Origin of the sequence: Sphingomonas rustica (genome assembly GCF_039652585.1) — a bacterium.
In the GTDB taxonomy this organism is placed as follows: domain Bacteria; phylum Pseudomonadota; class Alphaproteobacteria; order Sphingomonadales; family Sphingomonadaceae; genus Sphingomonas; species Sphingomonas rustica.
Genome location: NZ_JBDIZK010000005.1, coordinates 193,612 through 217,955 on the forward strand (window position 1 = coordinate 193,612; position 24,344 = coordinate 217,955).

Consider the following 24,344-nt stretch of genomic DNA (forward strand, 5'->3'; position numbering starts at 1 on the left):
GGCTGCCACGGCTGTCGTGGCCCCCCTCCACCAGCCTGCGGCTGGTCCCCCTCCCCCGGATGCGCAGCATCCGGGGGAGGAAAAGGAGAGCGACGCGCCTTGAGGGGGACAGCCCTCAATCACGGCCGTACCATTCGTCGAGGCGCATCAGCTGGTCATAGTCCGCGTAGGGCGCGTATTCCGGGACCTTCTTGGCGGTGAACGGTTCGCTGCCCGTCAGCCAGGCCGCGGCGGCGCCGGCGAAATTGTCGGCGGCGATCGCGACGAAGTCTGCGGTGGGGATGCGCTCGCGCTTGCCCTCCGGATCGACCGGGGTGGCGATGCGACCGAATCTGCCCTGATATTTGGCGAGCGACCAATATTCGAAGCAGCTCGCCTTCCCCGAAATCCCGTCGAACCCGCCGCGCTCGGCGATCAGCCCCAGTAATCCCAGCTGGAGGCTGTAACCGGCGCGAACCGCGCGGGCCGTCGGCGGCTGGCCTGTCTTGTAATCGACGATGCCGAGCGTGCCGTCGGCAAGCCGGTCGATGCGGTCGAAGGTACCGCTGAGCGTCACCCCGGCGATCTCGATCGTCCCGCGCTGCTCGACCGCCAGCACGCGGCGGCCGGCTTCGGCCTTGGCCGCGATCTCGCCCGCGATCCAGTCGATCGCCTCCATCAGCCGCGGCTGCCACAGCGCGCGCATCATCGGGTGGGTCCGCTCGTCGGCCAGCATCGCCTCGGCCCTGGGACGCAGCCGCGCCGGGTCGCACTGGTCCTGCTTGAACCACTGCTCCAGCACTGCATGCACCGCGGTGCCGCGCCACGCGGCGCTGGGATCGGCATCGACGGTGTCGAGCGGCATCAGCCGCAGCATCCGGCGAGCGTAGAAGGCATAGGGATCGGCCTTGAGGCGATCGACCTCGGTCACGCTGATCGCCTTGGGCCGCTGCACTGCGGGCGGTGCGGGTTCGGGCCGCCGCGCCGGCTCGGGCGCGCCCGGATCGTCGAGCGCGCGCAGCCAGCCGGCAATGTCGCCTGCGCGGTCGATCTGGTCGCCGGCCAGCGCCAGGATGCGCAGCCAGAAGCGCGAGGCAATGGTCGGCGCGGAGGCGTCGCGGCGTGCGCGAGTCAGCAGCACCTGCGGCGCGCCCAGCGCACCGGCAAGGTCGTGCGCCGACAGGCCGATCCGCCGCTCGAGCCCGGGCAGTTCCAGGTCGGCGCGGATTCGCGGCGCCAGCCAGGGGTCGGGCGCGGGAAGGCCGGGCCAGACGCCCTCGTTCAGGCCCGCCAGGATCATCAGGTCGGCAGTCTGAAGCCGCGCCTCGATCAGGCCGAGGATCGAGAGCCGCGGATGGCCGCCCTGGGGCGGGCGGACCGCCTCCTCGTCCATCAGCGTGCGCAGCATCGGGGCCAGGCTGGCGGGGTCGGCGCGCGGCGGCCCCGCGGCAGCCTCGCGCTCCAGCGCGTCGAGCAGATTGGCCGCCGCCCGGCCGTCGGCACGGCCCCACAGCGTATCGCCGCCCAGCACCTGGGCAACCTCGCGCAGCGCGGAGAGCAGCGACGCGATCGGTTGCAGCCCCCCGGCAAAGGCACGCTCCAGCGGCGCCAGCACCGCCCGCGCCTCCGGCCACCAGCGCAACGCAGCGGCGCGCAACGGACCGTCCCGTCCATCCTGTTCCGCGAGATAGCGGTCGACGCCCTCCAGCCCCGGCGCCGGCCTGGGCCCCCGCAAGGCAAGGTCGAGCGCACGCACGCCCTCCAGCCAGGGGAGCCGGTCGTCGGGCCGCACCAGCGGATGCTTGAGCAGGCCGAGCAGCGGCAGCGGCGCAAAGCCCTGCGCCGCTGCCTCGGCAAGCGCGAGCAGCAGCGTGCCGGGTGGAAGCACCGACAGCGGCTGGCCCGCCGAATCGTCGACCTGGATGGCCCATCGCGCGCAATGCGCGGCGACGCGGCGCGCCAGCGCCCGGTCGGGCGTCACCAGCGCAGCGGTCCGCCCCGGCGTCTCCAGCACCTCGCGAAGCGCGAGCGCGATCGCCTGCGCCTCCTCGGCCGGGGTCGCGACCTCCAGCAGCCGGACGCCGTCCAGCTTGCGGTCACCCTTGGCCAGCGCGATCCATTGATGGGTGAGTTCGGGCGGCTGCATCGCCGAGGCGATGGCGCGCGACCGGGCGGGCGCGGCATCATGCTCGCTGCGGCCCCGCCAGTCGTCGAATTCCTCGCGCCTGACGCCCATGCGATCGAGCAGCAGTTTCAGATGGAATTGCGGATGGGTCTCGATCGAGCGACGACGGCGACCGGTCATCGGGTCGGCCGGAAAGGGGCCCAGCGACCGCCACTCCTCTTCGCCGATCGCGGTGGCGAGGCCGGGAAGCACGACCATGCCCTGCGGAAATTCGGCGACCCTGCGCATCAGCCGGGCGATGGCGGGCACCGCGGTCGTGATGCCGGCCGCGCAGACGAAGCCGGTCGGCGGATGGTTCTGCCACCGCGTCGCCACGCGATCGATCAATTGCGTCCGCCGGGCAGCGAGGTCGATGACGCCCAGCCGCGCCAGTTCCTCGGGCCAGCGGGCGAGCACGACCTCGAACAGGCGCAGCGAGCGCTCCCAATGCGCGGTCAGGTCGCCGACATCGAGTTCCCTCAGCCGGCGCGGCTCGACTTCCTCGATCAGCAGCTGGTCGAGCGTGCGGGCAAGATCGCCGGCCAGTCGGACAGCCTCCGCCGCGTCGATCCCCGGCTGGGCCTCGCCGATCAGCCGGGCGAGGATCATGCGGCGCTGAAGCGGATCGACCGCGCGCGGCACCGGCGCGGACTCGTCGGCGAAATCGAACACCGCCTCGTCGAGCTCGGGATCGCCGACCGCGACCAGCCGCGGCAGCAGCAGCCCGCCCTCGCTGGCGCGCACGAAGGCGTCGGAGATCGCCCGCTTGGCGCGATTATTGGGCAGCAGCACCAGCCCGCGCGCCAGCTTCATCGGATCGCTGCCGAAGCGTCGGATCAACCCGGCGGCCAGCGCATCCGCAAAGGCGCGATGCGGCGGGATGGTGAAGAGATGAAGACGCTGCGGCATGGGGACCGACCGACGATGCCACGCTATCGTCCGCGCGTCATCCGACCTTGCCGGAAATGCTGTGGACGGCCGCCGTCAGGCGACCGCCATCACCGCCTCGGTCTCGCCAATCGCCTCCGGCGTGCCGACCTCGAACCACAGGCCCTGATGCACCACGCCCCACGCCCGTCCGGCCTGGATCGCGCGGTTCCAGAACAAGTTGGTCGAGAAGGGCCCATCCGGCCAGTCGCGCAGCACGCGGGGCGAAAGAATTTGTACGCCCGTATAAACGAACGGCGCGAGCCGACCGGGCTTGCGCCGATCGATGATGCGACCGCGGGCGTCGAGGCGGAAATCCCCCTGCCCCGCATGCCCGTTGGCGCGCGACAGCGGCACCATCAGCAGTAGCGCGTCCATCCGATCATCGTCCCAGGCGGCGGCAAGCTGGCGGATCGCGTCGATCGGGCCGTCGACCCACAGATTGTCGCTGTTGACGCACAGGAACGGCTTGTCGCCCAGCAGTTCGCGCGCCTTCACCAGGCCGCCGCCGGTTTCCAGCAGCTGCTCGCGCTCGTCGGAGATCAGGACCTCCATGTCCTTCACCCGCGCCTTCAGATGCGCCTCGACCTGTTCGGCAAGATAATGGACGTTGACGACCGCGCGCTTCACCCCCGCACCGCGCAGATGATCGAACACATGGTCGATCATCGCCCGGCCGCCGACCTGGACCAGGGGCTTCGGGCGGGTCGCGGTCAACGGACGCATCCGCTTGCCGAGACCGGCGGCCATGACCATCGCGGTTTCCGGAACCGCGACGCGCGGCTGCGGACGGATCGACAGGGTCTTCTTGCCCTTGAGCGGCCCGCTGCTCACGCGCCGAGGATCGCCATGGGATCACCGCGCTTCTCGGCGGGGATATTGGCATCGAACCAGTCGGCCACCGGCTTCAGCGCCGGATGCGCCAGATCGCGCTCGAGATAGCGCCAGACGCGCGGGCACAGGCCGGCATAGCGCGGCTTGCCGTCGCGCTGCCACAGTCGGGTGAAGATGCCGACGATCTTCGCGTTCCGCTGGGCGCCCAGCACATGATAGGCGATGTCGAAGGCATCGCCGGCACCGGTGTGGCGCTTGTAGTAATCGAGCATCTGGGTCTCGAGCACCGGATCGACATCGCGCCGCGCATCCTGCAGCAGCGAGACGAGGTCATAGGCCGGATGGCCGGCCAGCGCGTCCTGGAAGTCGAGCAGTCCCAAGGTCTCGCTGCCTTCGATCAGCATGATGTTCTCGGCATGGTAATCGCGCAGCACCGTTACCGGCACATGACCGTCGAGCAGCGGCGCGAGCACCGCGTCCCAGGCATCGACATAGCCCTGCGGATCGGCTTCCAGCCCCAGCGCCGGACAATACCATTCGGTCAGCAGCCCCACCTCGCGCTGATATTCCTTCAGGTCATAGGGGCGGACATCGGCCGCCTCGTACTGATGCAGGCGGACCAGCAGGTCGATCGCCGCCTCGTACAGGCGAAGCTCGCTCTCGGGCGCGGCGTCGACTGTCTCGCGCATCCGGGCGTCGCCAAAATCCTGGAGCAGGACCAGCCCCTCGCCCAGGTCCTCGTGCAGGATCGCGGGCGCGGCGAAATTGCGATCGGTCAGCCAGCGCGCGATGTTGATGAAGGGGCGCGGATCCTCATGCGGGGGCGGCGCGTCCATCAGGATCGCCGAGCGCTCATGTTCGACGACCCGAAAATAGCGGCGGAACGAGGCGTCGCCGGCCAACGGCAGGATCTGGGCCTCGCCCCATCCGGCATCGATAAGGAAATCAGGCGCCGCGGCGGGCGGATTCATGTCAGGGGCCATCGCGACCCCCAAGCCGTCGGCACCCGCGCTGTCAAGCGGCGCGCGCCGTCTTCAGTCACATCCACGGTGAGCCACAGCGCGTCGCGCCACCAATGGTCCGCCAGCCGCTCGGGCCATTCGACGATCAGCAGCGAGTCCGCCCGCGCATCGTCCAGCCCCAGTTCCTCCGCCTCGGACGGATCCTCGATCCGGTAGAGATCGACATGCAGCACCGGCAGCAGGACCTCGGGCGGGTCATAGGGCTGGACGATGGCGAAGCTGGGCGACGGCGCCTCTTCCTGCAGGCCCAGTTCGGACAGCAGACCGCGCGCGATGCTGGTCTTGCCGGCCCCCAGCTGACCCGACAGGGCGATCACGTCGCCGGGCCGCACCACAGCCGCCAGCCGCCGACCCAGGTCGAGCGAGGCGTCGAGATCGGACAAGATCATCATGCCTCGGGCTCGCTGTCGCCCTGGCTGAGCCGCGCGATCGCCGCAAGCGCAAGGCACACGCCGGCAAAGCCCAGCAACGGCATCGCGGCGGCGCGGACCAGCCCGCTGACCAGCAGCATCGCGCCGACGGCGGAGAAGAGGCCCCATAGCAGGTTCATCTTGAGCGCCATGCGAGACCGACGGCGCGACCAGGATTCCCAGAAGAAGGCCAGAGTGGCGAGCGTGAACAACGCCCCCACGAACAGGTGCAAGCCGGGCGGCCCCAGGCCGAGCACCCCGAGAATGGCGGAGAAGGCGCCGACGCGAAGCGACACTTCCGCCGGCGACAATTCGATGCGGGGCGGTCCGACGCTCATTTGCGCGGCAACTCGACGGTCACGAGCGTTCCTTCACCCGGTTCGGACAGCAGCGCAATCTTGCCGCCATGCGCCTCGACGAACTGCTTGGCGAGCGGCAGGCCGAGACGCAGCGCGCGCTCGCCGTTGCGCGAAATGCCCGAATAGGCGAAGCGATCAAAGGCGCGCGCCTGAGCCTCCACGCTCATGCCGGGACCGTTGTCGGACACGATGATCCGCGACACGCGATCATTGCCATCGAGATGAAGCAGCACCCTGCCCCCCTCGGGCGTGCCGCCGATCCCGTGGCGCAACAGATGTTCGATCACCTGCCGAATGCGACGCGGATCGGCGACGATGCTTCCGGCGGTCTCCACAAGTTCCACCGCCAGATCGAGCTGCCTGGCTTTTGCAACCGGCGCCAAGAGGTCGACCGCCTCGCGGGCGATGGCGGCCATGTCGACCGGTTCGCGCCGCAGCGGGGTTCCCTCACGCCCCGTCAGGTCGAGCACGTCGTCGACGAGCGTGCCGAGCCGGTCGACCGATTGGAGAATGGCCTCGACATATTCCTGGCCATTGTCGCTCAGATCGCCGGCGAAGCCCCCCTGCAGCATCTCGGTAAAGCCCTTGATCGAGGTCAGCGGGGTGCGCAGTTCATAGCTCATATTAGCGACGAAGGTGGTCTTCACCCGGTCGGCGGCCTCCAGCGCTTCGTTGCGGTCGCGCAGCGCGCGCTCGACGCGGTGCCGATCGCTGGTGTCGAGCATCGTCAGCAGCGCGTTGCCGTCGGGCAGCGGCACCGCGGTGACGTCGAACCAGCGGCCATCGGCAAATTGCAGCGTGCTTCCCCGTTGCTGGCGGTCGCGCGCGGCGGAACGGATCAGGTCACCGATGATGTCGGCCTGTTGCGGGCGCACCAGGCGCGGCGCGATCGCCCTGGCGATATTCGCGATCTGCGGCCGCCCGTCCAGCACCCCGTCATCATCCCACAGCGCGCTGAACTTGCGATTCCACAGCTGAAGCCGCCCCTTGCCGAAGACCGCCACCGCTTCGGACAGGCTGTCGAGCGTCGCCGTGCGCACCGCCTGCATCTCGCCATGCTCGCGCTGAAGCTCCAGCTGCTGGGTGCGATCCTCGAACACCAGGATCAGCCCGCCCTCGGGCAGCGGCTGGGCGACGACGCGCAGGTGGAAGGATCCGACCGTCCAGGTCTCGTCCACCGCATCGGGCGCGGTGAACCAGTCGCGACGCTCCGCCTTCCACGCCGGAAAATCGCGCATCTCCGGCAGGCGCTTGGCCTCGCGCATCCGTTCGAGCACGCGGTCGAATTCCGGGCGATCGGCCAGCCATTCGGGCTTCATCGCGAACATCCGGCGGAAGGGCTGGTTGACGAACACCAGGCTGCGATCGGGTGCGAACTGGGCGACAGCGGCGCTCATCCGGTCGAGCATCGCCCGCTGTGCCTCACCGAAACGCTTCATGCCGCCGCGCAGTTGTTCGAGCTCCTCGATATCGACGGCGAATCCGGCAACCCCTCCGGTCGGCAGCGGCACGTCGTGGAGGCGCAGCATGCGCCGCGCGCCGCCCATCGTCGCCGGCATCGCCGCGATCTGCGGCTCACCGGTGTCGCGGGCGATGGCGGCGTTGGCCAGCGGCCCGCCCAGCCCCGCGCCCTCGACCAGTTCGAGCCCGCGCTCGACCGCATCCTCGGCATCCTCCGCCTCGACGGCCCGGACATAGGCGGTGTTGACCATCAACAGCCTCAAATCGGGGCCCCGATACCACATCGGCATCGGTGCGGCCTCGATCAGGCCGGTCAGTGCGTCGAACGCGGCACGCAGCCGGCTGCCGTCGCGCTGAAGCCTGCTGATCTCCTCCTGGCTTTCGGTCGTGTCGAGGAACCACAGCACCACGCCGCCCGGCGCGCCCACGGCATCGGCGGCGCGATCCCCGATCACGAGCAGCGCGCGTTCGGAACCCCTGGCGCGGACCGACAGGCTGAAGGACCTCGCAGCCTTCTGTGCCGCCGTGATCTGGTCGTTCAGGGCAGCAGCGTCCTCCACCTCCAGCGCATCCGACACGTCGCTGATGTCGCCAGGGACGTCGGCCCGGCCCAGCCAGTCGGCCAGCCGGCGCGAAAGCTCGACCCGGCCATCGGCGCGCACGATCATCGCCTGGGCCGGCGAGGTGGACACCATGACTGCCAGGCGTCGGTTCTGCTCGTGGAGTTCCCGCCCTTGCGACCGCGCGCGAAGGCCCGCCGCGAGCGCGAACACGGCACCCAGCACGAGCAACGCCAGCACGGCCCCGGCGACGACCGCCGAAGAGGTAGAAATCTCGATCATGGAAGCCGCTGCCCGATCATTCGGCCCCCTTATGCCAATCGCGCAGAAAACAGGAAGCGGGGTAGAAGAAAAAGCTGCACAGGTTCGCAGCCCTGTCAGCACTTGTCGCAAGCTTGAGCGGCTCCTCCACGAACAGGCGTCGAAACCGTTAGTCGCGAGCCCGCGCACCATAGTTTTCCAGTACCTCGCCTAGTGACTCCTTGAGAGGTCCCAGCCACGGCTCGTAATTGCGCCATGTATCGAATCCCCGCCGGTTGACGGGCTGACGGACCTGTTCGGAGCTTGGAGTATGCACAGCACGATCCGTTTCGTGAAATCGCAAGCATCCCTCTTCGAACGGCAGGCCGAGATAATCCAGCAGTCGACGCACCTCGCCCTCGAGATTGCCAACGAGTTCTTCATGGATCACGCGGTGAACCAGGCCAGGCGAGACCTGATCGAAATGCGCCATCTGACGCACATAGTCGCGATAGAAGCGGCCGATATGAGTCAGGTCATAGGCGAAGTTGATGCCCCAGTTATAATGCTGGGCGAAGTTGGCAAAGCCGCAAGCCATCGGATGACGCCGGACGTCCACGATTTTCGCGTTGGGAAGGATCAGGTGGATGAGGCCGGTAAAAACCCAGTTGCTTGGCATCTTGTCGGTGAAGAAGGGACGATCGGTGCGGCGGTGACGCCGCGTGGACTCGATATAATGCCGTCCGAGATCCCGTAATTGCGTGGCGGTCCGATCACTGAGCCCGTTGAGATAGCTTCCCGCAGGCCCGCCCGGGGCAAGATCGAGCGCGATCCGCTCTAGGTCGTAAAGTTCCTCTGTTCCCTCGATCATTGAATGGCTCGCCAGGATCTGCTCGATCAGCGTCGACCCCGAACGTGGCATGGACACGATGAAGATGGGATCGGTCGCCGGGTCACCCCGTCCTGAACGCAATGCTAGAAATGGGCTGCTCAAAGTATCGATCACACGATCGACCTCGGCACTGAGCTTGTCGGGGTCATGGGGCGCACCAGCCAAGCGGAGGCGATTGCCTTCGCGGTAGTGCTCGAACGATTCAGCATAAGCCCTTTGATCGCCGAGGGCCTTGCCAAGAGCAAACTCGATATGAACGCGGTCCTCATCCTCGTCCGCTAGTGCCAACGCAGCGCGCATCGCCGCAATATCGTCAGCATCGAGCGTCACGGATTTCAAGTTCGCCAGCCCCCACCAAGCGATGCCACGTGATGGCTCCACTTCCACCGACCGGCGATAGGCCCGGATCGCATCGTCGATCTGCCCGCGCGTCTTGAGAAGATGCGCATAGTTCATCCAGCCGCGACCGTCCCGCGGATGCGCGCGTAGCATCTGGCGAAACACCGCGTCGGCCTCCTCGAGCCGTCGGAGGGTCACCAGCGTGGCGGCCTTGAACGCCAATGCCATGAGATGATCCGGCGCCTGCTCCAATACCTGCGCCAGCAACCCGAACGTTTCGTCCATCCGGTTTTGCCGGTAGACGAGCTTGGCAAGGTCGACACGAGCCTCGACATAGCCAGGCGCGATCTGCAGCGCACGACGCAGCGTCTTTTCTGCATCCGGCAGATAACCGAAATGACCTGCGACCTCTGCCAGCATCCGCAGGGCACCGGCATCGATCGGGTCTTCGCGGAGATGGGCCCGCAAACGGACCTCGGTTTCCTCGAAGCGGCCAGCGCGGAGCAATCGGGCGGCGTCGGCGAGCTGGCGATGCTGCGACGACACAGCGATCGCTGCGCGATCGGCTTCATCGGCATGTGCGATCTGCCCCAGCTTGCGATAGGCGAGCGCCAGTAGGCGATGACCATCAACACTAGTGGGATCGAAGCCAATGATCCTGCGCGCCTGAACCAGCGCAGACTGAGGATCGCTCGTGAGTGCACGCGCACCGGTTTCCATCGCCTGCCGCGTTGTCTTGGCCTTATCCTGATCGCGACTGATGCCACCCTCCTGCGACTGACGAAAAAACAGCAGGCGGGACCGCTCCCGCCTGCTGTCGATCTCCAAATCCTTCATACCATCGTGGCTACGTGCTCCACAACGGCGTCAGATATCAGAAGGTCCTCGTGACATTGATGAACAGCGAGCGACCGAGGAAGTCATACCCGCTGTAATTGAAGTAGTTTCCGATCCGCGGGAACTGTGCCGAGCCGTCGGTGTGCGTGCTGATTGTATCCGGCAGGACGTTGAAGACGTTGGAAACGCCGAGCGTGACCTGGCCCACCTTGTCCCAACGGAACTGGATCGATGCATCGTGACGGAAATATTCGTTCGAACGAAGATCGAAGTGATCGACCGACGGATCAATTGGGTCGATACCATTCTCGCCCGCGAAGGCCGAGTTGCTGTCCATCGGTCCGATATAATCGACGCCCCACCGCAGGGTTACATCGTTCCAGACGTAGCGGGCATCAATGTCTCCGGTCCACTTCGGGCCGCCAGCAAAGCCCTGATAGCCGAGCAGACCGGCATAATCGAACGCCTCTTCATCGGCGAAGCGCTGGTTCTTTTGATGCAGGATGCGCGTGGCGCGGGCGTTCAGCAGAAGCTGACCCGGGCCGATGTCACGCTGGAACCGCGCGCTGAAGTCGATGCCTTCGACCTGCTGCTTGGACACGTTGATGTACGGATCACGCAGTGTGGTCAGACCACCCTGGGTAGTTTCGCGCTCGCCAACGAACGAGCAATAGCGGTTGCCGTTGCGGAAGTCGTCGGACTCGTAGCACAGATCGAGGATCGTCGATCCGAGCGTCGTAACCTCGCCTTTCACTTCGATGTTGAAGTAATCCACCGCGAACGAGAAGTTCGCGAACTCCTTCGGTGCCGTCAGGATCAGGCCAAGGCCCCACGAAGTTGACGTTTCGGCCTCTAGAACGCCGCGACCGCCCACGGTGGTCACTTCGTACCCGCCGGTGCTGATATACCCAAGCGCCGCCTGCGGCGTACCCAGTGCTGCGGTCAGGTCAGCCAAGCAGTTCTTGTACACGTTCGAACCTGGAGTCGTCAGGTTTGCGAAGTCGTCGCAGGGATCGGCACTCAGGAAGCCCGTCTGGTCGCCGACGAATTGCTCGTACAAATTCGGCGCGCGGAACGATGTCCCATAATTGCCCCGGATGCGGATTGCCTCGATCGGTGCCCACGTCGCACCGAGCCGATAGGTGAGGTCCGAACCGTAGGACTGATAGTCGGTGTAGCGGAGCGATGCGGTCGCGCTCAGTTCATCCGCGAAAGGCACGTCCTTCAACAGGGGAACCCGCAACTCGCCGAAGACCTCGGTGACCTGATCCGAACCGGCAGTGATGTTGCCCGAACTATAGTTGTAGATATTGCCCGTACGCTGCACTTCGGACGGCGTATCCAGGATCTCGTCGCGACGAAACTCGACGCCGACCGCGAATGCGAGCGGCCCGCCCTGAAGTGGCATGATCGAACCATCGACGACCAGCTGGCCGGTGATCTGCTCGAACTTCGTCGTGCTCTCGAAATTCTGGTAAAGATAATTGACCAGATTCGGTGCCAGGTTGCCGGCGAGCGCATCAGGATTGAAGAAATCGCCGACCACGCAGTTGCTGCCGGCGATGAAGGCGCCGTTCGAGACGTTGCTGGCACAGGTATAGCGGTTGCCGGCACCGGCCGTGCCCGGCCGCGCGACAGTCACGAACGCGTCGGGCGTGCCAGCCGGAGCCAGCACGATCGTCGATACGGTCGGATCGTTAACGTCGATGCCAAGCGCGTTGCGCAGGCGCCGCACGTCGACACCGCCGACCGAATAGGTCGCATCGGTCCGCGAATACTGGAAATTCGCATCGAACCGCAGATCGCCCACACCGACATTGCCGCGAAGACCAGCATTGGCCCGGAAGAAATCGATCTTCTGACGCGTCTGCTGAATCGGCGGAATAATGAACACGCGCGCCACGTTATTGCCGGCCGCAGCGAAGGATTCCGGGAAGAACGGATTGGTCGGGTATCCGTAGGCGCTCAGCGGCGTCCCGTTATAGCTGCCGCCATAAGTCTCGCGACCCAGAACAGCCGGATCGAAGCTGAGCTGGCTCATGAAATTCTGGTGCGACTCGCGGCGGCTATACAGCGCCTCGCCATAGATTTCGAGATCGTCGGCCAATTCGTAGGCGCCATTCAGATACCCGGTATAGGTACGAACCGGAGAGTAGATGTGCTCGTCGAGCTGGCGCGCATTTGCTAGCGGCCGGCTGTTCGGGTCATTGACCACGCTGATACTGTTGATGTCGCCGTTATTGTAAGCGTAGCGATTAATCGCACCCGTAGTGTAATTGATCCCCAGCAGATAATTCTGCGCGGTGCCGACGCCGTTGTTGAACGGGAAGCAGCGGGGCTTGCCATCCGGGGTCAGCTGACCTTCATAAGCGCCGGTCTTCGGATCATAGAAATTGTCGGTGGGACAGCTGAAAGAATCGCGGGAGCCGACGAGCAGGCCGGTGGTTTCCCGATACTCGACCGAAGCGGTGATATGGCCGCGATCGAAGGTCTTTCCTGCCACAGCCGACAAACGATAAGTACGGCCGCCGCCACCATGCTCGATCGGCTGATCGGTGAAGGCATCAAGCGTCAAGCCGTTGAAGCGGTTGTCGGTAATGATGTTGATGACGCCGGCGACGGCGTCGGATCCATAAACCGACGATGCGCCCTCGCGCAGGATCTCGATTCGCTGGACCACCGCGCTGGGAAGCACGTTCAGGTCAGCCGAGACTAGCTGCGGACCGGCACCCGCCGGTGCCAGTCGGCGGCCATTGAGCAGGACGAGCGTCCGCTGCGAACCGAGGCCTCGCAGACCAACCGTGTTTGCACCCGGACCGCCTTCGGAAACATAGCCGAGGAACGTGTTGTTAATCTGCGCCGAACCCGAAGTGACGGTAGGGCCCTGGAGAATCTCAGCTGTCGACCGCGCGCCCGACATGATCGCATCGTCGCGGGTAATCACATCGATCGGCGAGGTCGAGTTATACGTGTTGGGGCCACGAATGCGCGAACCGGTGACAACGATTTCGGTGTCCTGAGTGACGGTCTCACGCTCCTGCGGAACGGCCACTACAGCATCATCCTGCGGATCGGAGGTCTGAGCTGCGGCCGGCAGTGCCTGCATCAGCGCAATGGCCGCCAGAGAGGCGGTAACGGTCAGGCCCGATTTTGACCGGGTAAACGGCTGGCGCATGAATGGTCCCCTTTTATGCAATATCGTGACATCACATCGGAACATTTCTGATTTTTGTCCGATTGTGAACAGTTCATACGTTATTCATCGGTCTAGGTTGCGTTGTGGAACTTTTATACCGGGAGTGTGCCTTTCACATCACAGAAAAAGCCGCGCCTCCGTGAAGAGACGCGGCTTTTCGATCCGCAAAGGCGATCAGGCCTTAGTAGCGATAGTGGTCCGGCTTGAACGGGCCCTCGACCGGCACGCCGATATAGGCGGCCTGCTTGTCGCTCAGCTTCGACAGCTTCACGCCCAGCTTTTCGAGGTGCAGCGCCGCGACCTTCTCGTCGAGGTGCTTGGGCAGGACATAGACCTTGTTGTCATACTGCTCGCCCTTGGTGAACAGCTCGATCTGCGCCAGCACCTGGTTGGTGAAGGACGACGACATGACGAACGACGGGTGGCCGGTCGCGCAGCCCAGGTTCACCAGGCGGCCCTTGGCCAGCACGATGATCTGCTTGCCGTCGGGGAACTTCACCAGGTCGGTGCCCGGCTTCACTTCGGTCCACTCGTAGTTGGACAGGGCGGCGATCTGGATCTCGCTGTCGAAGTGGCCGATGTTGCACACGATCGACATCGGCTTCATCGCCTTCATGTGATCGGCGGTGATGACGTCGGCGTTGCCGGTGGCGGTCACGAAGATGTCGGCGCGCTCGACGCCCTCTTCCATCGTGATCACCTCATAGCCTTCCATCGCCGCCTGCAGCGCGCAGATCGGGTCGACTTCGGTGACCAGGACGCGCGCGCCGCCATTGCGCAGCGATGCGGCCGAGCCCTTGCCCACGTCGCCGAAGCCGGCGACCAGTGCGACCTTGCCGGCCAGCATCACGTCGGTGGCGCGGCGGATCGCATCGACCAGCGACTCCTTGCAGCCGTAGAGATTGTCGAACTTCGACTTGGTGACGCTGTCGTTGACGTTGATCGCCGGGAAGGGAAGCTCGCCCTTCTTCGCGATCTCGTACAGGCGGTGGACGCCGGTGGTGGTCTCTTCCGACACGCCGGTCAGGTTCTTGACGGTCTGGGTCAGATAGCCCGGCTTGGCGGCGATGAACGCCTTGAGCGCGCGCTGGAACTCGACTTCCTCGTCATTCTCGGGCTCGGGCAGGGTCGCGCCGGCTTCGAGCTTGGCGCCCCACAGCGCGAACATGGTCGCGTCGCCGCCATCGTCGAGGATGATGTTGGCGGTCTGGCCCTCGGTCTCGCGATCCCAGGTGAAGATGTCGCCGACATAGTCCCAATAATCGGCCAGGCTCTCGCCCTTGATCGCGAACACCGGGATGCCGGCGGCGGCGATGGCGGCCGCGGCGTGGTCCTGGGTCGAGAAGATGTTGCAGGTCGCCCAGCGGACGTCAGCGCCCAGCGCGGTCAGCGTCTCGATCAGCACGGCGGTCTGGATCGTCATGTGCAGCGAACCGGTGATGCGCGCGCCCTTCAGCGGCTGCGACGCGCCGAATTCCTCGCGCAGCGACATCAGGCCGGGCATTTCGGTTTCGGCGATCAGGATCTCGGCCCGGCCGAAATCGGCCAGCGCGATGTCCTTGATCACATAGTCGGGTTTGTCGACGACGGTAGCCACTGGGTTTTCTCCAACTCAGGAATTCGGGCGGCGCACGAACGTGTCAGCCGCAATGCGGCGCGCCATAGCGGCTAAGATGGGCAGTCGCAATCCAAATATAAAGATATCTTTATATCAGGTGGCGGTGGCGGGACGAACCGAGCCGCTTCCTCCCACGCGTTCAACGCTGGCGCGGCGCGGCGAAGCTCCAGTCGATCCGGTCGATCGCGATCGGCGCCGAGGTCATGTTCGTCAGGCGGATCGCCAGCCGGTTCTCTGCCTCCAGATAGCCGTTCCATATGATCCCCGCCGGCGGGACATGACCCGGGGCCGGATTGACGATCGCGAAATGCTGGGTCGCGCTGAGCCCCGGCGCATCGACCCGCTCGGTCACGGTCGCACCGGGGGCGAGGGTCTGCGGGCCGGTCCGGACGGTCCCGGTCCTGAGGCCGGCAAAGGTCGTCCCGTCGGCAAAGCCCAGCGGTGTGAGGAAATTGATCGGCGCGTTCGACCATTCCATGACACCGCCATTGGCGCCGCGGATCCCGCGGATATGGAGCATGTCGGGGAGCTGCCCCCCTTCCCACTTCTCCGGATCGGTCAGCAGCTTCCACGCTTCCTCGGCGCAGTCCTCGAACCGGAAGGCGACGCTGCTCGAACTTCTACCCTCGACCGCGGCGCCCATGCCGTTGCCGCGCGAGTGGAAGAACCAGCGCCCCTTGGGATTCGGCCCCTTGCCGGTCGGTTCGGCCAGGTCGCCCAGCCAGGCGAGGCCGCGCATTATGATCTCGCAATCGGCCGACCCGCTCGCATCGACCAGCGCGCTGCGATAGCTGCGCACGACCCGCTCGATCGTCACCTTGCCGGTGGCGCGGATGCGGAAGGCGAGCGTCTGGTTCGGCGCCTCGCAGTGGAACATGTCGATATGAAACTGCTTGCAGACCGGCGAGCGCTGATAGTCGAATACCACATCGGTGCCCGACCCGCCGCCTTCGGAAATGCAGCCGTTCAGCCGGACCGCGTCGCTGCCGAAGATAGCGAAGGCGGACTGCTGGTCGTTATGACCGAATACCCGGCAATTCTCGAACACGCTGACATTGCTGGCCGAGTTGGTCTCGATCGCGCCTGGCCATAAGGCACCGTGATCGGATCCGGCCCCGGTCTGGAGCACCGCCGCGCGCTTCATGCAGGCGCCATATTGATTGTCGCGCCAGGCGCTGGCGAGGCAGAAGGTGCCGATCGAGCCATATTCGAGATTGGCGAACAGGCAGTTGCGCACGACATTGGTGTAGGTCGCGCCCAGATGCAGACCGATCTGGCCAGCCTCGAAACTGCCGCGGAATTCGAGATGATGGATATCGTAATGCGAGCGGCCGATGACGATCATCGCATCGGACTGGTCCTTGGGCATGCGGCTCAGGATCGTGATCGGCTGGGTCGTGCGCAGCAGGGCACCGCCGCCATCGATGTCGATCGCGACCGACGCGCGCACCGTCGGCAGGGTCAGCGGCGACTGAACGAGGTAGCGCGCGCCGAGGAAGCGGATCGGCGAGGGCATGTCGCGCGCGGTCACGCAGTCGAACATCGCCTGGATCGCCGCGCTGTCGTCGACGCGGCCGTTGCCCTTCGCGCCGAACTGGAACGGGTTCAGCTCGAACTCGGCCAACTCCCACCACGCGCCGTCGGCCGAGCGCAGCTTGCCCTGATGCACCGGTTCGGCCGCAACGCGCACGTACATCGCCCCGCCCCGGTCGCCGGCACGGGCATAGCCGGCGCAGGTCAGCGCGGTGACGCCTGCCGGAATACGCCTGGCCGATGCGGCTCGCCGGCTCGCAATCGCCAGCACCTCTCCATCGCCGTCACCATCACCCGTATCGACGGCCGCGCGGACCGGTGCGGCGACGGCGGAGGCGCCAAGGGCGGCGACAGTGAGAAGCGAACGGCGGGTCGTGTCGGTCATCCGTCCTGCCTAGGCCCGCCGCGCAGGCCCCTCAACCGGTTCGCGACAGGAGGTGGCACCAGACCTGCCGGCGCTGGCGAAAGCCGAGCGATTCATACAGCGCGATCGCGCCGGCATTGTCGGCATAGCTGTGGAGGAACGGGGTTTCGCCGCGATCGAGGATACGCTGCGCCACCCGGCGAAGCAGCGCGCCGGCATATCCCCGCCCGCGATGATCGGGATGGGTGCATACGCCGCTGACCTCGATAAAGCCCGGCATCCGCATCCGCTCGCCCGCCATCGCCACCAGCCTGTTGTCCAGCTTCGCCCCGATGAACCCGCCAAGCCGGTGGGTGCGGCGATTATAGGGTCCGGGCTGGGTCAGGCGGGCCAGCGCGAACATTGCCTCGGCATCGCCGTCGCCCAGTTCGACGATCTCGAACCCAGGCTCCGGCGCGGCACTCAGCGTCTCGGCCACCATCTGCGCCAGCAGCGCCTCACGGACGACCTGACTGCCCGGCGGCGGCGGCAGGTGCGCGGCCTCGACGCGCCAGAGCTCGCCTTCCATCGGCAGCAGTCGGACCATCGCATCGAGGCTTTCGGACGACTGGTCGCACGACGCCACGAACACGCCATAGTCGTCGGCAAGCCTCAACGCGCGGTCATCGCCCTCGGCCAATGCAGCCCAACCGCTGGTCAGCGCGTTCCAGACGGGACGATCGAGGATATGGGTCATGCTTCTGCGCTAGCGCAGGGAAGGTTCCGGAGGCCAGCCCCGGACACTGAAACGGAGACGATGCTCATGCTGCTGATTTCGATATTGATGCTGAGCGTCGCCGCGGATACCGAACCTGCACGCTACGACCTGGACTGCCACCGCTGGACCAGCAACGGGGACGAGATGATCGTCACCCGCAACTGTGCCGCGAAGGCGCCCGACGGCAGCGTCCGGATTGCTCGCGCGGTGCTGAAGGACCTGCGCTTCGATCCCCGCACCGGACTTGCCGAGGTCGGCGTCAAGGGCTGGTATTATGTCCGGCGCGACGGTCAATCGGCTCGGGTCATGACCTGGGACAATATGCCAGACCCGTTCAACAGCGGCCTCGCCCGATCGCCGCGCGGCGACAAGATCGGCTATGTCGACACGGCGCTCAAGCTGGCGATCCCGGCGCAGTTCGACGGTGCCCTGCCCTTTCGAGACGGCCGCGCGACCGTGTGCTTCGGTTGTACGATCGTACAGGATGGCGAACATGAGCGATATGAGGGCGGTCGCTGGGCCTGTATCGACACGAGGGGACGCGAGCGCCCGCCGACGGCGATGTTGAACAGCGGCTATCCCAACTGCAGTTGAGCATGCGGCTGGCGCTCCGGCCGCGGCCCTGCCAGAAGGCGCCATGCCGACCGCCCTGGTCTATAGTCTTGCCGCGCTTGCCGAGATCGGCGGCTGCTTCGCCTTCTGGGCCTGGCTCAGATTGGGCAAGTCGGCGCTGTGGATCGCGCCCGGCCTTGCTTCGCTGGCGCTGTTCGCCTGGCTGCTGACGCTGGTGCCGACCGACGCCGCCGGCCGCGCCTATGCCGCCTATGGCGGGGTCTATATCGCCATGTCGCTGCTGTGGCTGTGGGTGGTCGAGGGTGCGCGCCCCGATCGCTGGGACCTGGGCGGCGTGGCGCTGTGCCTGGCCGGAGCGGCGATCATCCTGCTGGCGCCGCATCGCGGCTGAACCCGCCGCCGTACGGAGCCGGGCTGTCCCGCTTCCGGCGATCGCACTGGCATCCTTCGATCATCGCGCTATCTATCGGACCCATTCGGCATGCCCCTGGCGCGCCGGCATTCGTTTCCCAAGGAGCGCTCCATGTCCCAGCCGTCCGTCCCCACCCATGGCCTAGAACTGCGCTCGACGATCAGCTCCGAAGGCCAGTTGAAGCTGGAACTGGCCGAGGTTGCGATCCGCCCGGTCGCGGCGGGCGAGGTTCTGGTTCGGATCGAGGCCGCGCCGATCAATCCGTCCGACCTGTTCCTGCTGACCGGGCCGGCCGACCTGTCGAGCGCGACCGGCGGCGGCAGCGTCGACCGGCCGACGCTGACCGCGGCCGTCGCGCCGCAACGGCTGGCGGCGGTCACCGCTCGCCTCGACCAGTCGATGCCGGTCGGCAATGAAGGCGCCGGGACGGTCATCGCCGCCGGCGACGGCGGCGAGGCATTGTTCGGCAAGCGGGTCGCGGTGATCGGCGGCGCGATGTGGGCCGAGTATCGCATCGCACGGCTGCAGGAATGCCTCGTCCTCCCCGACGACACGACCCCGGCCGAGGGCGCGTCCGCCTTCGTCAATCCGCTGACCGCGCTGGCCATGGTGGAGACGCTGCGGGCCGAGGGCCATGCCGCGCTGGTCCACACCGCAGCCGCATCGAACCTGGGCCAGATGCTCAACCGGGTCTGCCTCGCCGACGGCGTGAAGCTGGTGAACATCGTGCGCAGCGACGCCCAGGCGGCGATCCTGCGCGAGATCGGCGCGACCCATGTACTCGACAGCACCAGGGACGATTTCGATGCGAAGCTGGTCGAGGCGCTGGCCGAGACCGGCGCGACGCTGGCGTTCGACGCGATCGGCGGCGGCACGCTGGCCAACCGCATCCTGCGGGCGATGGAAGTCGCAGAGCAGCGCAAGATGGACGCGTATAACCGCTATGGGTCGAACACCCACAAGCAGGTCTATATCTATGGCGCGCTCGACCTGGGGCCCACGCATCTCGACCGCAACTACGGCTTCGCCTGGGGCGTGGGCGGGTTCCTGCTGACCCCGTTCCTGCAAAAGGCGGGCGCCGAGACTGCCAAGCGGATGCGCGACCGGGTGCGCGCCGAGATCAAGACGACCTTCGCCAGCCGCTATACCGCGACGATCTCGCTGCGCGACGCACTCGATCCCGCGACGCTGCTCGCCTATTCGCGCAAGGCGACGGGGGAGAAGTTCCTGATCGACCCGACACGGTGAGGCGGTCGATGCTGCCCATCGCGGTTGCCGCCCTTCCCTGCCCCGGCTATCGAACCCGCCCATGAAGCTCATCATCGGCAACAAGGCCTATTCGTCCTGGTCGCTGCGCGGCTGGCTTGCGTGCAAGCAGTCGGGCATCGCGTTCGAGGAAGTCGTCGTCCCGCTCTACGATCAGAATTGGGACAAGCGCCGCGAGGGGGACGAGTTCGCCCCCTCGTCGGGCAAGGTGCCGATCCTATGGGATGGCGACGCCGTGGTGTGGGACAGCCTGGCGATCATCGAGCATCTGAACGAGAAGACCGGCAACAGCCGGTTCTGGCCAACCGACCCGGCGGCGCGCGCGATGGCGCGGTCGATGGCGGCGGAGATGCATTCCAGCTTCGCCGCATTGCGCCGCAAGCACAGCATGAACATCCGCCAGAGCTATCCGGCGAAGCAGCCCGATCCCGACGTGCTGCAGGAAATCGGCCGGATCATGGAGCTGTGGGCCCAGGCGCGCGCGCGCTATGGCGGCGAAGGCGACTTCCTGTTCGGCGACTTCGGCGCGGCCGACATCATGTTCGCACCGGTGGTGACGCGCTTCATCACCTATTCCCTGCCCGTCGCGCGCTTCGCACCCGCCTATATGAACGCCGTGATCCAGCACCCGTTCATGCAGGACTGGATCGCCGGCGCGCAGGAAGAGGACTGGGTCATCGAGAAGTTCGAGATGGAACCGGCCGACTGACGGCGCGGCGGCGCCTAGAAGGCGCTGCCGTCCTTTCGGCAAAAGCCGACGCCGTCGGACAGGTGCATGTCGATATCGGGATAGTGGCAATCGGTGGCGCTGGGCCGGCCCACCGCCACGAACACGCAGTCGTCGGCGCTGCGGTTCTGAAGCACATGGCCGTTGCCGTCATTCTTGCGGAACGCGGCGATGTCGCCCGCCCGCATCACCGTCTCGCCGCTGTCGTCGACCAGCACGGCCTCTCCGGCAATCATGACGACCAGTTCGTCCTCGCCTTCGTGCCAGTGGCGCTGCGACGACCAGGCACCGGGCTTCAGCGTGACATGGCTCGCACCGAAATCCTCGATCCCGCTGGCGGGCGCCAGCCGGCGATACCAGCGCCCCTGGACCGGTCCGGCATGTTCGGGCGGATACCCCGTGGCATTGGTCTGCGGGACCGAGTCGAGGTCCAGCTTCGGCATGTCAGGCGACGCATTTTCCGGCGACCCGGGTCAGTTCGCCCAGATGCATGTCGGCCGCAGCCTTGACGTCCGCCGGAGTTGCCGCCTTCGCGTGGCGCTTGCGGATCGCGGCATTGCGGGTCCGGTCGGCTTCGAGGTCGCGGGCGATTCGTGCGCGGGCGTCGTTGTCGTAGCGCGGTGCGCGCCCCTTCGACGTCGCCTTCGCATCGTCCTCCAGCAGCGCCAGCGCGTTGGTCACCACCTTGTCGAGGCGGTCGGCCACCGCCCGGCACACACCCGGGGCCGGCGGCGGTTCGACGGCGGGGGCCTGTTTGCCCTGCTGAAGGGGGGCCGTCGCGAGTGCGAGGGCCAGGCTGAACAGCATTCGGTCAATCTCCACTGCCCGCCGATACGCGCGGGATTGTAACATCGGCCGTGCGGCGGCAATGCGGCGCGGCCCAGGAGGATATCTTGCCCGATCCGATCCAACTTACCAAGGCGCTGATTGCCGCCGAAAGCGTGACCCCGGCGACCGGCACGGTGTTCGACGTGCTGGAGCAGGCGCTGATCCCGCTTGGCTTCCGCGTCGAGCGGTTTCTGGAGGGCGAAGCGCCCGACGGCCCGGTCGAGAATCTACTGGCGGTGCGGGGCAGCGGCGGACCGCATTTCGCCTTCGCCGGACACCTCGACGTGGTGCCGCCCGGACAGGGCTGGACGAGCAATCCGTTCGGCCCCGAGATCCGGGACGGCCTGATCTACGGGCGCGGCGCGGTGGACATGAAGGGATCGATCGCCGCCTTCGTCGCGGCGGTTGCGGGGCATGACGCGCCCGGCACGATCAGCCTCGTGGTCACCGGCGACGAGGAAGGCCCCGCCACCTATGGCACGCCGATGCTGATCGAGCATATGCGGTCGCGCGACCTGATCCCGGACCTGTGCCTGGTCGGCGAGCCGAGTTCGGCGCAGCAACTGGGCGACACGATCAAGATCGGGCGGCGGGGATCGACCGTGATCTGGATCGACGTGCCCGGGCGCCAGGGCCATGTCGCCTATCCGCATCTGGCCGACAATCCGATCCCGCGGCTGGTGCGCGCATTGAGCGAGATCGACGCCATCGTGCTCGACGACGGCACCGACTGGTTCCAGCCGTCGAACATCGAGCCGACCGACGTGACGGTAGGCAACCCGGCGGGCAACGTCATTCCCGGCCACGCCAGCGCGCGGCTGAGCATCCGCTTCAACGACCTGCACCGCGGCGCCGATCTGGTCGAGCGGATCCGCGAGATCGTGCTGCGCCATGCCCCGAACGCGATCGTGAAGGGGACAGTCTATGGCGAGGCGTTCCTCACCGAGCCCGGTGCCTTCTCCGCGCTGATCCAGGATTCGGCGGAAGCCGTGCTGGGTGTCCGTCCCGAATTGTCGACCTCGGGCGGGACGTCGGACGCGCGCTTCCTGTCGAAACTCTGCCCGGTGGTCGAATTCGGTCTGGTAAACGCGACGATGCACAAGCTGGACGAGGCCGTCGCGGTCGCCGACCTGGAAGCATTGACGCGAACCTATGCGGAAATCCTGAGACGCGTCTTCGCCTAGTCGCGGCCGCCGGCGCCGCCCGGTGCGCGCGGCCGGCGCAGCACGATGTACAGCGCGCCATTGCCGCCATGGCGCGGATGCGCGCCGCGCACCGCGGCGATCCGGTCATGGAAGCGCGATCCCGCCAGCCAGTCGCCGACCGCCGCGCGGATCGCGCCGCGGCGATGCGGGCGCTCCGACTCCGGGCCCGGCGGCTTGCCGGTGATGAGCAGCAGGACGCGGTCTCCCCTGCCCAGCGCGATCTCCAGCCCGCGATCGAGCCGGTCATAGGCCGAAGCAAGGCTGTGCCCATGCAGGTCGACCGAGCTTTCGGGAGACACCAGCCCGCGCGACAGGCGTCGGTCCCACGAGCCGTCAAGCGTGGCAGCGGCGGCCGGGACCCGCGCCGGCCTTGGCGGGACGACGGGCGGGGTCGCCGGTTTCGGCGGGGGCAGCTTTTTCGCCTTGGCGGGTTTCGGCAGCGGCGGCCCGGTCTCGATCACGGGCGCAGCGGCGGAGGTCGCGACGGGGCGCGGCGGCGTCATCGGCCGGACGCTGGCGATCACCTTGCGCCACAGCGCCGCTTCCTCGGGCGCGAGCTTGCGCCCGTTGCGGCTCACGTCACTGGCCGCCGCCAAGGCGGGCGAGCGTGCCGACGGGCAGCAACAGCCACGCGGTGCCGCGCGCGTTCATGCCGCCCGCGATCGCGCGGGCCTCCTCGCCGGCGCCCCAGAAGGTGTCGAACCGGTTCGATCCCTTGATCGCGCCGCCGGTGTCCTGAGCCACCCAAAGTCCGTTCGCCTCGGCCCGGTCCATCGACAGGAATATTGGCGCGCCGAGCGGGGTGAAGGCGGGGTCGGTCGCAACCGAGGCGAGGCCGGTGACCGGCAGCCCCATCGCACCGAGCGGTCCGGCACCCTTCAGCTCCTGGAAGAACACGAAGCTCTTGTTCTCGTTCATGATCGCGCGGCCCTCCTCGGGATGGGCGCGCAGCCAAGCCATGATCCCCTGCATCGACGCCTGCCCTGGCGCCAGCAGGTTGCGATCGCGCATCAGCTTGCCGATGCCGGTATAGTCGCGGCCGTTCTGGCCGGCGAAGCCGATCCGCATCACGCCGCCATCGGGCAGGCGCAGGCGCCCCGATCCCTGGACCTCGAGGAAGAACATCTCGACCGGGTCGGCCGCCCAGGCGATGATCGGCGCCATGTCGCTAATCGCGCCCGCCTCGATCTGCGACCGCTCATAATAGGGGACGAAGGTCTTGCCCTCGACCCGGCCGCGGATCTTGCGGCCCTTCAGCGAGTCGGCGAACTGGCCCAGATCGACTTCGGCGAGGTCGGTCGGCTTGGCATAGACCGGAACCCCGTAGCCCGGCCGCCGGTCGCGCGATCCCGCGATCTCCGGCTCGTAATAGCCGGTCGCATGCGCCTTGCCGTCGCCGACCTGGACCGCTTCGAAATAGGTGGCGAAGAAATTCAGGGCGTCGCTTCCCGCCCAGTTCCTGGCGGCGGCGCAGCTGTCGGCCCAGTCGGCCCCGCGGGTCAGGCCGGAGGCATCGGTGCGCTTCTGCATCGCGGTACAGCTGATGCGATAGGCGCCCAGCGCACGCTCGGCGGCCTGCGCCGTAATCGGCAGGGTCCGGATCGGCGGACCGGCGACGACGCCGGCCTGTAGCCCGGTCTTCGCGGTCGCTGGCGGCGCTGCCGGCGACGGCATCAGGGGAGTCGCGGGGATCGGCTGGCGCACGGGAGGCTCGGCGCGCGGCGGTGCTCCCGACCCGGCGCTGTCCGGCGAACCGGCACCGCCGACCATCCCTGTCGAACAGCCGCTGAGAAGGACCGCCAAGGCGGCCACGATTGCACGCATTCCCACCCCCTGTGGTC

Annotated in this window: 20 protein-coding genes; 5 read left to right on the plus strand and 15 right to left on the minus strand. The window is 66.9% G+C overall.

Annotation, left to right across the window (positions count from 1 at the left end; translation table 11 throughout):
* Positions 1–115 precede the first annotated feature (115 nt).
* From addB to TPR58_RS10290, 11 genes are all read right to left on the minus strand, one after another.
* The gene (gene addB, locus TPR58_RS10240; protein WP_346246552.1) at positions 116–3,052 is read right to left on the minus strand and encodes a double-strand break repair protein AddB; all 2,937 of its coding nucleotides are present in this window, start codon (positions 3,050–3,052) and stop codon (positions 116–118) included.
* 75 nt (positions 3,053–3,127) lie between these two features.
* Positions 3,128–3,826 carry a nucleotidyltransferase family protein gene (locus TPR58_RS10245; RefSeq protein WP_346246686.1) on the minus strand — a complete coding sequence of 233 codons (699 nt, stop codon included), beginning with the start codon at positions 3,824–3,826 and terminating at the stop codon, positions 3,128–3,130.
* Between the two features lie 74 nt (positions 3,827–3,900).
* Complete coding sequence (locus TPR58_RS10250) at positions 3,901–4,875, minus strand: aminoglycoside phosphotransferase family protein (protein ID WP_346246687.1); 975 nt, start codon at positions 4,873–4,875, stop codon at positions 3,901–3,903.
* Positions 4,872–5,315 (minus strand): tRNA (adenosine(37)-N6)-threonylcarbamoyltransferase complex ATPase subunit type 1 TsaE, encoded by a 444-nt coding sequence (tsaE, locus tag TPR58_RS10255; protein WP_346246688.1) that lies wholly within the window; start codon positions 5,313–5,315, stop codon positions 4,872–4,874. The genes TPR58_RS10250 and tsaE overlap by 4 nt, the downstream gene beginning before the upstream one ends.
* On the minus strand, positions 5,315–5,674 hold the full coding sequence (locus TPR58_RS10260; protein ID WP_346246553.1) for a hypothetical protein: 360 nt from the start codon (positions 5,672–5,674) through the stop codon (positions 5,315–5,317). Before TPR58_RS10260 ends, tsaE begins: the two co-directional genes overlap by 1 nt.
* Positions 5,671–7,998 carry a PAS domain-containing sensor histidine kinase gene (locus tag TPR58_RS10265; protein WP_346246554.1) on the minus strand — a complete coding sequence of 776 codons (2,328 nt, stop codon included), beginning with the start codon at positions 7,996–7,998 and terminating at the stop codon, positions 5,671–5,673. Before TPR58_RS10265 ends, TPR58_RS10260 begins: the two co-directional genes overlap by 4 nt.
* 148 nt (positions 7,999–8,146) lie before the next feature.
* Positions 8,147–10,024 (minus strand): tetratricopeptide repeat-containing sulfotransferase family protein, encoded by a 1,878-nt coding sequence (locus tag TPR58_RS10270; RefSeq protein ID WP_346246555.1) that lies wholly within the window; start codon positions 10,022–10,024, stop codon positions 8,147–8,149.
* A gap of 37 nt (positions 10,025–10,061) precedes the next feature.
* Positions 10,062–13,199, minus strand: coding sequence for a TonB-dependent receptor domain-containing protein (locus TPR58_RS10275; protein WP_346246556.1), 3,138 nt, complete (start codon positions 13,197–13,199; stop codon positions 10,062–10,064).
* Between the two features lie 202 nt (positions 13,200–13,401).
* The gene (gene ahcY, locus TPR58_RS10280; protein WP_346246557.1) at positions 13,402–14,817 is read right to left on the minus strand and encodes an adenosylhomocysteinase; all 1,416 of its coding nucleotides are present in this window, start codon (positions 14,815–14,817) and stop codon (positions 13,402–13,404) included.
* 160 nt (positions 14,818–14,977) lie between these two features.
* Positions 14,978–16,756: a hypothetical protein gene (locus tag TPR58_RS10285; protein ID WP_346246558.1), complete on the minus strand. Its 1,779-nt coding sequence runs from the start codon at positions 16,754–16,756 to the stop codon at positions 14,978–14,980.
* 31 nt (positions 16,757–16,787) lie between these two features.
* Positions 16,788–17,471: a GNAT family N-acetyltransferase gene (locus tag TPR58_RS10290; RefSeq protein ID WP_346246559.1), complete on the minus strand. Its 684-nt coding sequence runs from the start codon at positions 17,469–17,471 to the stop codon at positions 16,788–16,790.
* A gap of 66 nt (positions 17,472–17,537) precedes the next feature.
* Between TPR58_RS10290 and TPR58_RS10295 the strand changes: the two genes are divergently transcribed.
* From TPR58_RS10295 to TPR58_RS10310, 4 genes are all read left to right on the plus strand, one after another.
* Entirely contained in the window at positions 17,538–18,086 is a 549-nt protein-coding gene (locus TPR58_RS10295) for a WG repeat-containing protein (protein WP_346246560.1), read from the plus strand.
* Between the two features lie 43 nt (positions 18,087–18,129).
* Complete coding sequence (locus tag TPR58_RS10300; protein ID WP_346246561.1) at positions 18,130–18,456, plus strand: YnfA family protein; 327 nt, start codon at positions 18,130–18,132, stop codon at positions 18,454–18,456.
* Positions 18,457–18,588: 132 nt separating this feature from the next.
* Positions 18,589–19,725 carry a zinc-binding dehydrogenase gene (locus TPR58_RS10305; RefSeq protein WP_346246562.1) on the plus strand — a complete coding sequence of 379 codons (1,137 nt, stop codon included), beginning with the start codon at positions 18,589–18,591 and terminating at the stop codon, positions 19,723–19,725.
* 61 nt (positions 19,726–19,786) lie between these two features.
* Entirely contained in the window at positions 19,787–20,452 is a 666-nt protein-coding gene (locus TPR58_RS10310) for a glutathione S-transferase family protein (protein ID WP_346246563.1), read from the plus strand.
* Positions 20,453–20,466: 14 nt separating this feature from the next.
* Here TPR58_RS10310 and TPR58_RS10315 read toward each other — a convergent pair whose 3' ends face one another.
* Together TPR58_RS10315 and TPR58_RS10320 are read right to left on the minus strand one after the other, a co-directional pair.
* Complete coding sequence (locus TPR58_RS10315; RefSeq protein ID WP_346246564.1) at positions 20,467–20,913, minus strand: cupin domain-containing protein; 447 nt, start codon at positions 20,911–20,913, stop codon at positions 20,467–20,469.
* A gap of 1 nt (position 20,914) precedes the next feature.
* Positions 20,915–21,277, minus strand: a complete 363-nt coding sequence (locus tag TPR58_RS10320; RefSeq protein WP_346246565.1) for a hypothetical protein — start codon at positions 21,275–21,277, stop codon at positions 20,915–20,917.
* A gap of 86 nt (positions 21,278–21,363) precedes the next feature.
* On the opposite strand from TPR58_RS10320, the gene dapE reads away from it, so the two are divergent.
* Positions 21,364–22,482, plus strand: coding sequence for a succinyl-diaminopimelate desuccinylase (dapE, locus tag TPR58_RS10325; protein ID WP_346246566.1), 1,119 nt, complete (start codon positions 21,364–21,366; stop codon positions 22,480–22,482).
* On the opposite strand, the gene TPR58_RS10330 is transcribed toward dapE, so the two are convergent.
* Together TPR58_RS10330 and mltA are read right to left on the minus strand one after the other, a co-directional pair.
* Complete coding sequence (locus TPR58_RS10330) at positions 22,479–23,081, minus strand: Smr/MutS family protein (RefSeq protein ID WP_346246567.1); 603 nt, start codon at positions 23,079–23,081, stop codon at positions 22,479–22,481. The genes dapE and TPR58_RS10330 overlap by 4 nt on opposite strands.
* Position 23,082: 1 nt before the next feature.
* On the minus strand, positions 23,083–24,327 hold the full coding sequence (mltA, locus tag TPR58_RS10335; RefSeq protein WP_346246568.1) for a murein transglycosylase A: 1,245 nt from the start codon (positions 24,325–24,327) through the stop codon (positions 23,083–23,085).
* Positions 24,328–24,344: the final 17 nt, after the last annotated feature.

Bases quoted from the DNA above. Each gene is read 5' to 3' on its own strand.
- TPR58_RS10290 (WP_346246559.1), bottom strand. From the start codon at position 17,471: ATGACCCATATCCTCGATCGTCCCGTCTGGAACGCGCTGACCAGCGGT.
- TPR58_RS10270 (WP_346246555.1), bottom strand. From the start codon at position 10,024: ATGAAGGATTTGGAGATCGACAGCAGGCGGGAGCGGTCCCGCCTGCTG.
- TPR58_RS10300 (WP_346246561.1), top strand. From the start codon at position 18,130: ATGCCGACCGCCCTGGTCTATAGTCTTGCCGCGCTTGCCGAGATCGGC.
- TPR58_RS10250 (WP_346246687.1), bottom strand. From the start codon at position 4,875: ATGAATCCGCCCGCCGCGGCGCCTGATTTCCTTATCGATGCCGGATGG.
- TPR58_RS10315 (WP_346246564.1), bottom strand. From the start codon at position 20,913: ATGCCGAAGCTGGACCTCGACTCGGTCCCGCAGACCAATGCCACGGGG.
- TPR58_RS10285 (WP_346246558.1), bottom strand. From the start codon at position 16,756: ATGACCGACACGACCCGCCGTTCGCTTCTCACTGTCGCCGCCCTTGGC.
- TPR58_RS10320 (WP_346246565.1), bottom strand. From the start codon at position 21,277: ATGCTGTTCAGCCTGGCCCTCGCACTCGCGACGGCCCCCCTTCAGCAG.
- TPR58_RS10295 (WP_346246560.1), top strand. From the start codon at position 17,538: ATGCTGCTGATTTCGATATTGATGCTGAGCGTCGCCGCGGATACCGAA.
- TPR58_RS10265 (WP_346246554.1), bottom strand. From the start codon at position 7,998: ATGATCGAGATTTCTACCTCTTCGGCGGTCGTCGCCGGGGCCGTGCTG.
- tsaE (WP_346246688.1), bottom strand. From the start codon at position 5,315: ATGATCTTGTCCGATCTCGACGCCTCGCTCGACCTGGGTCGGCGGCTG.
- TPR58_RS10305 (WP_346246562.1), top strand. From the start codon at position 18,589: ATGTCCCAGCCGTCCGTCCCCACCCATGGCCTAGAACTGCGCTCGACG.
- mltA (WP_346246568.1), bottom strand. From the start codon at position 24,327: ATGCGTGCAATCGTGGCCGCCTTGGCGGTCCTTCTCAGCGGCTGTTCG.
- TPR58_RS10310 (WP_346246563.1), top strand. From the start codon at position 19,787: ATGAAGCTCATCATCGGCAACAAGGCCTATTCGTCCTGGTCGCTGCGC.
- TPR58_RS10275 (WP_346246556.1), bottom strand. From the start codon at position 13,199: ATGCGCCAGCCGTTTACCCGGTCAAAATCGGGCCTGACCGTTACCGCC.
- addB (WP_346246552.1), bottom strand. From the start codon at position 3,052: ATGCCGCAGCGTCTTCATCTCTTCACCATCCCGCCGCATCGCGCCTTT.
- TPR58_RS10245 (WP_346246686.1), bottom strand. From the start codon at position 3,826: ATGGTCATGGCCGCCGGTCTCGGCAAGCGGATGCGTCCGTTGACCGCG.
- TPR58_RS10260 (WP_346246553.1), bottom strand. From the start codon at position 5,674: ATGAGCGTCGGACCGCCCCGCATCGAATTGTCGCCGGCGGAAGTGTCG.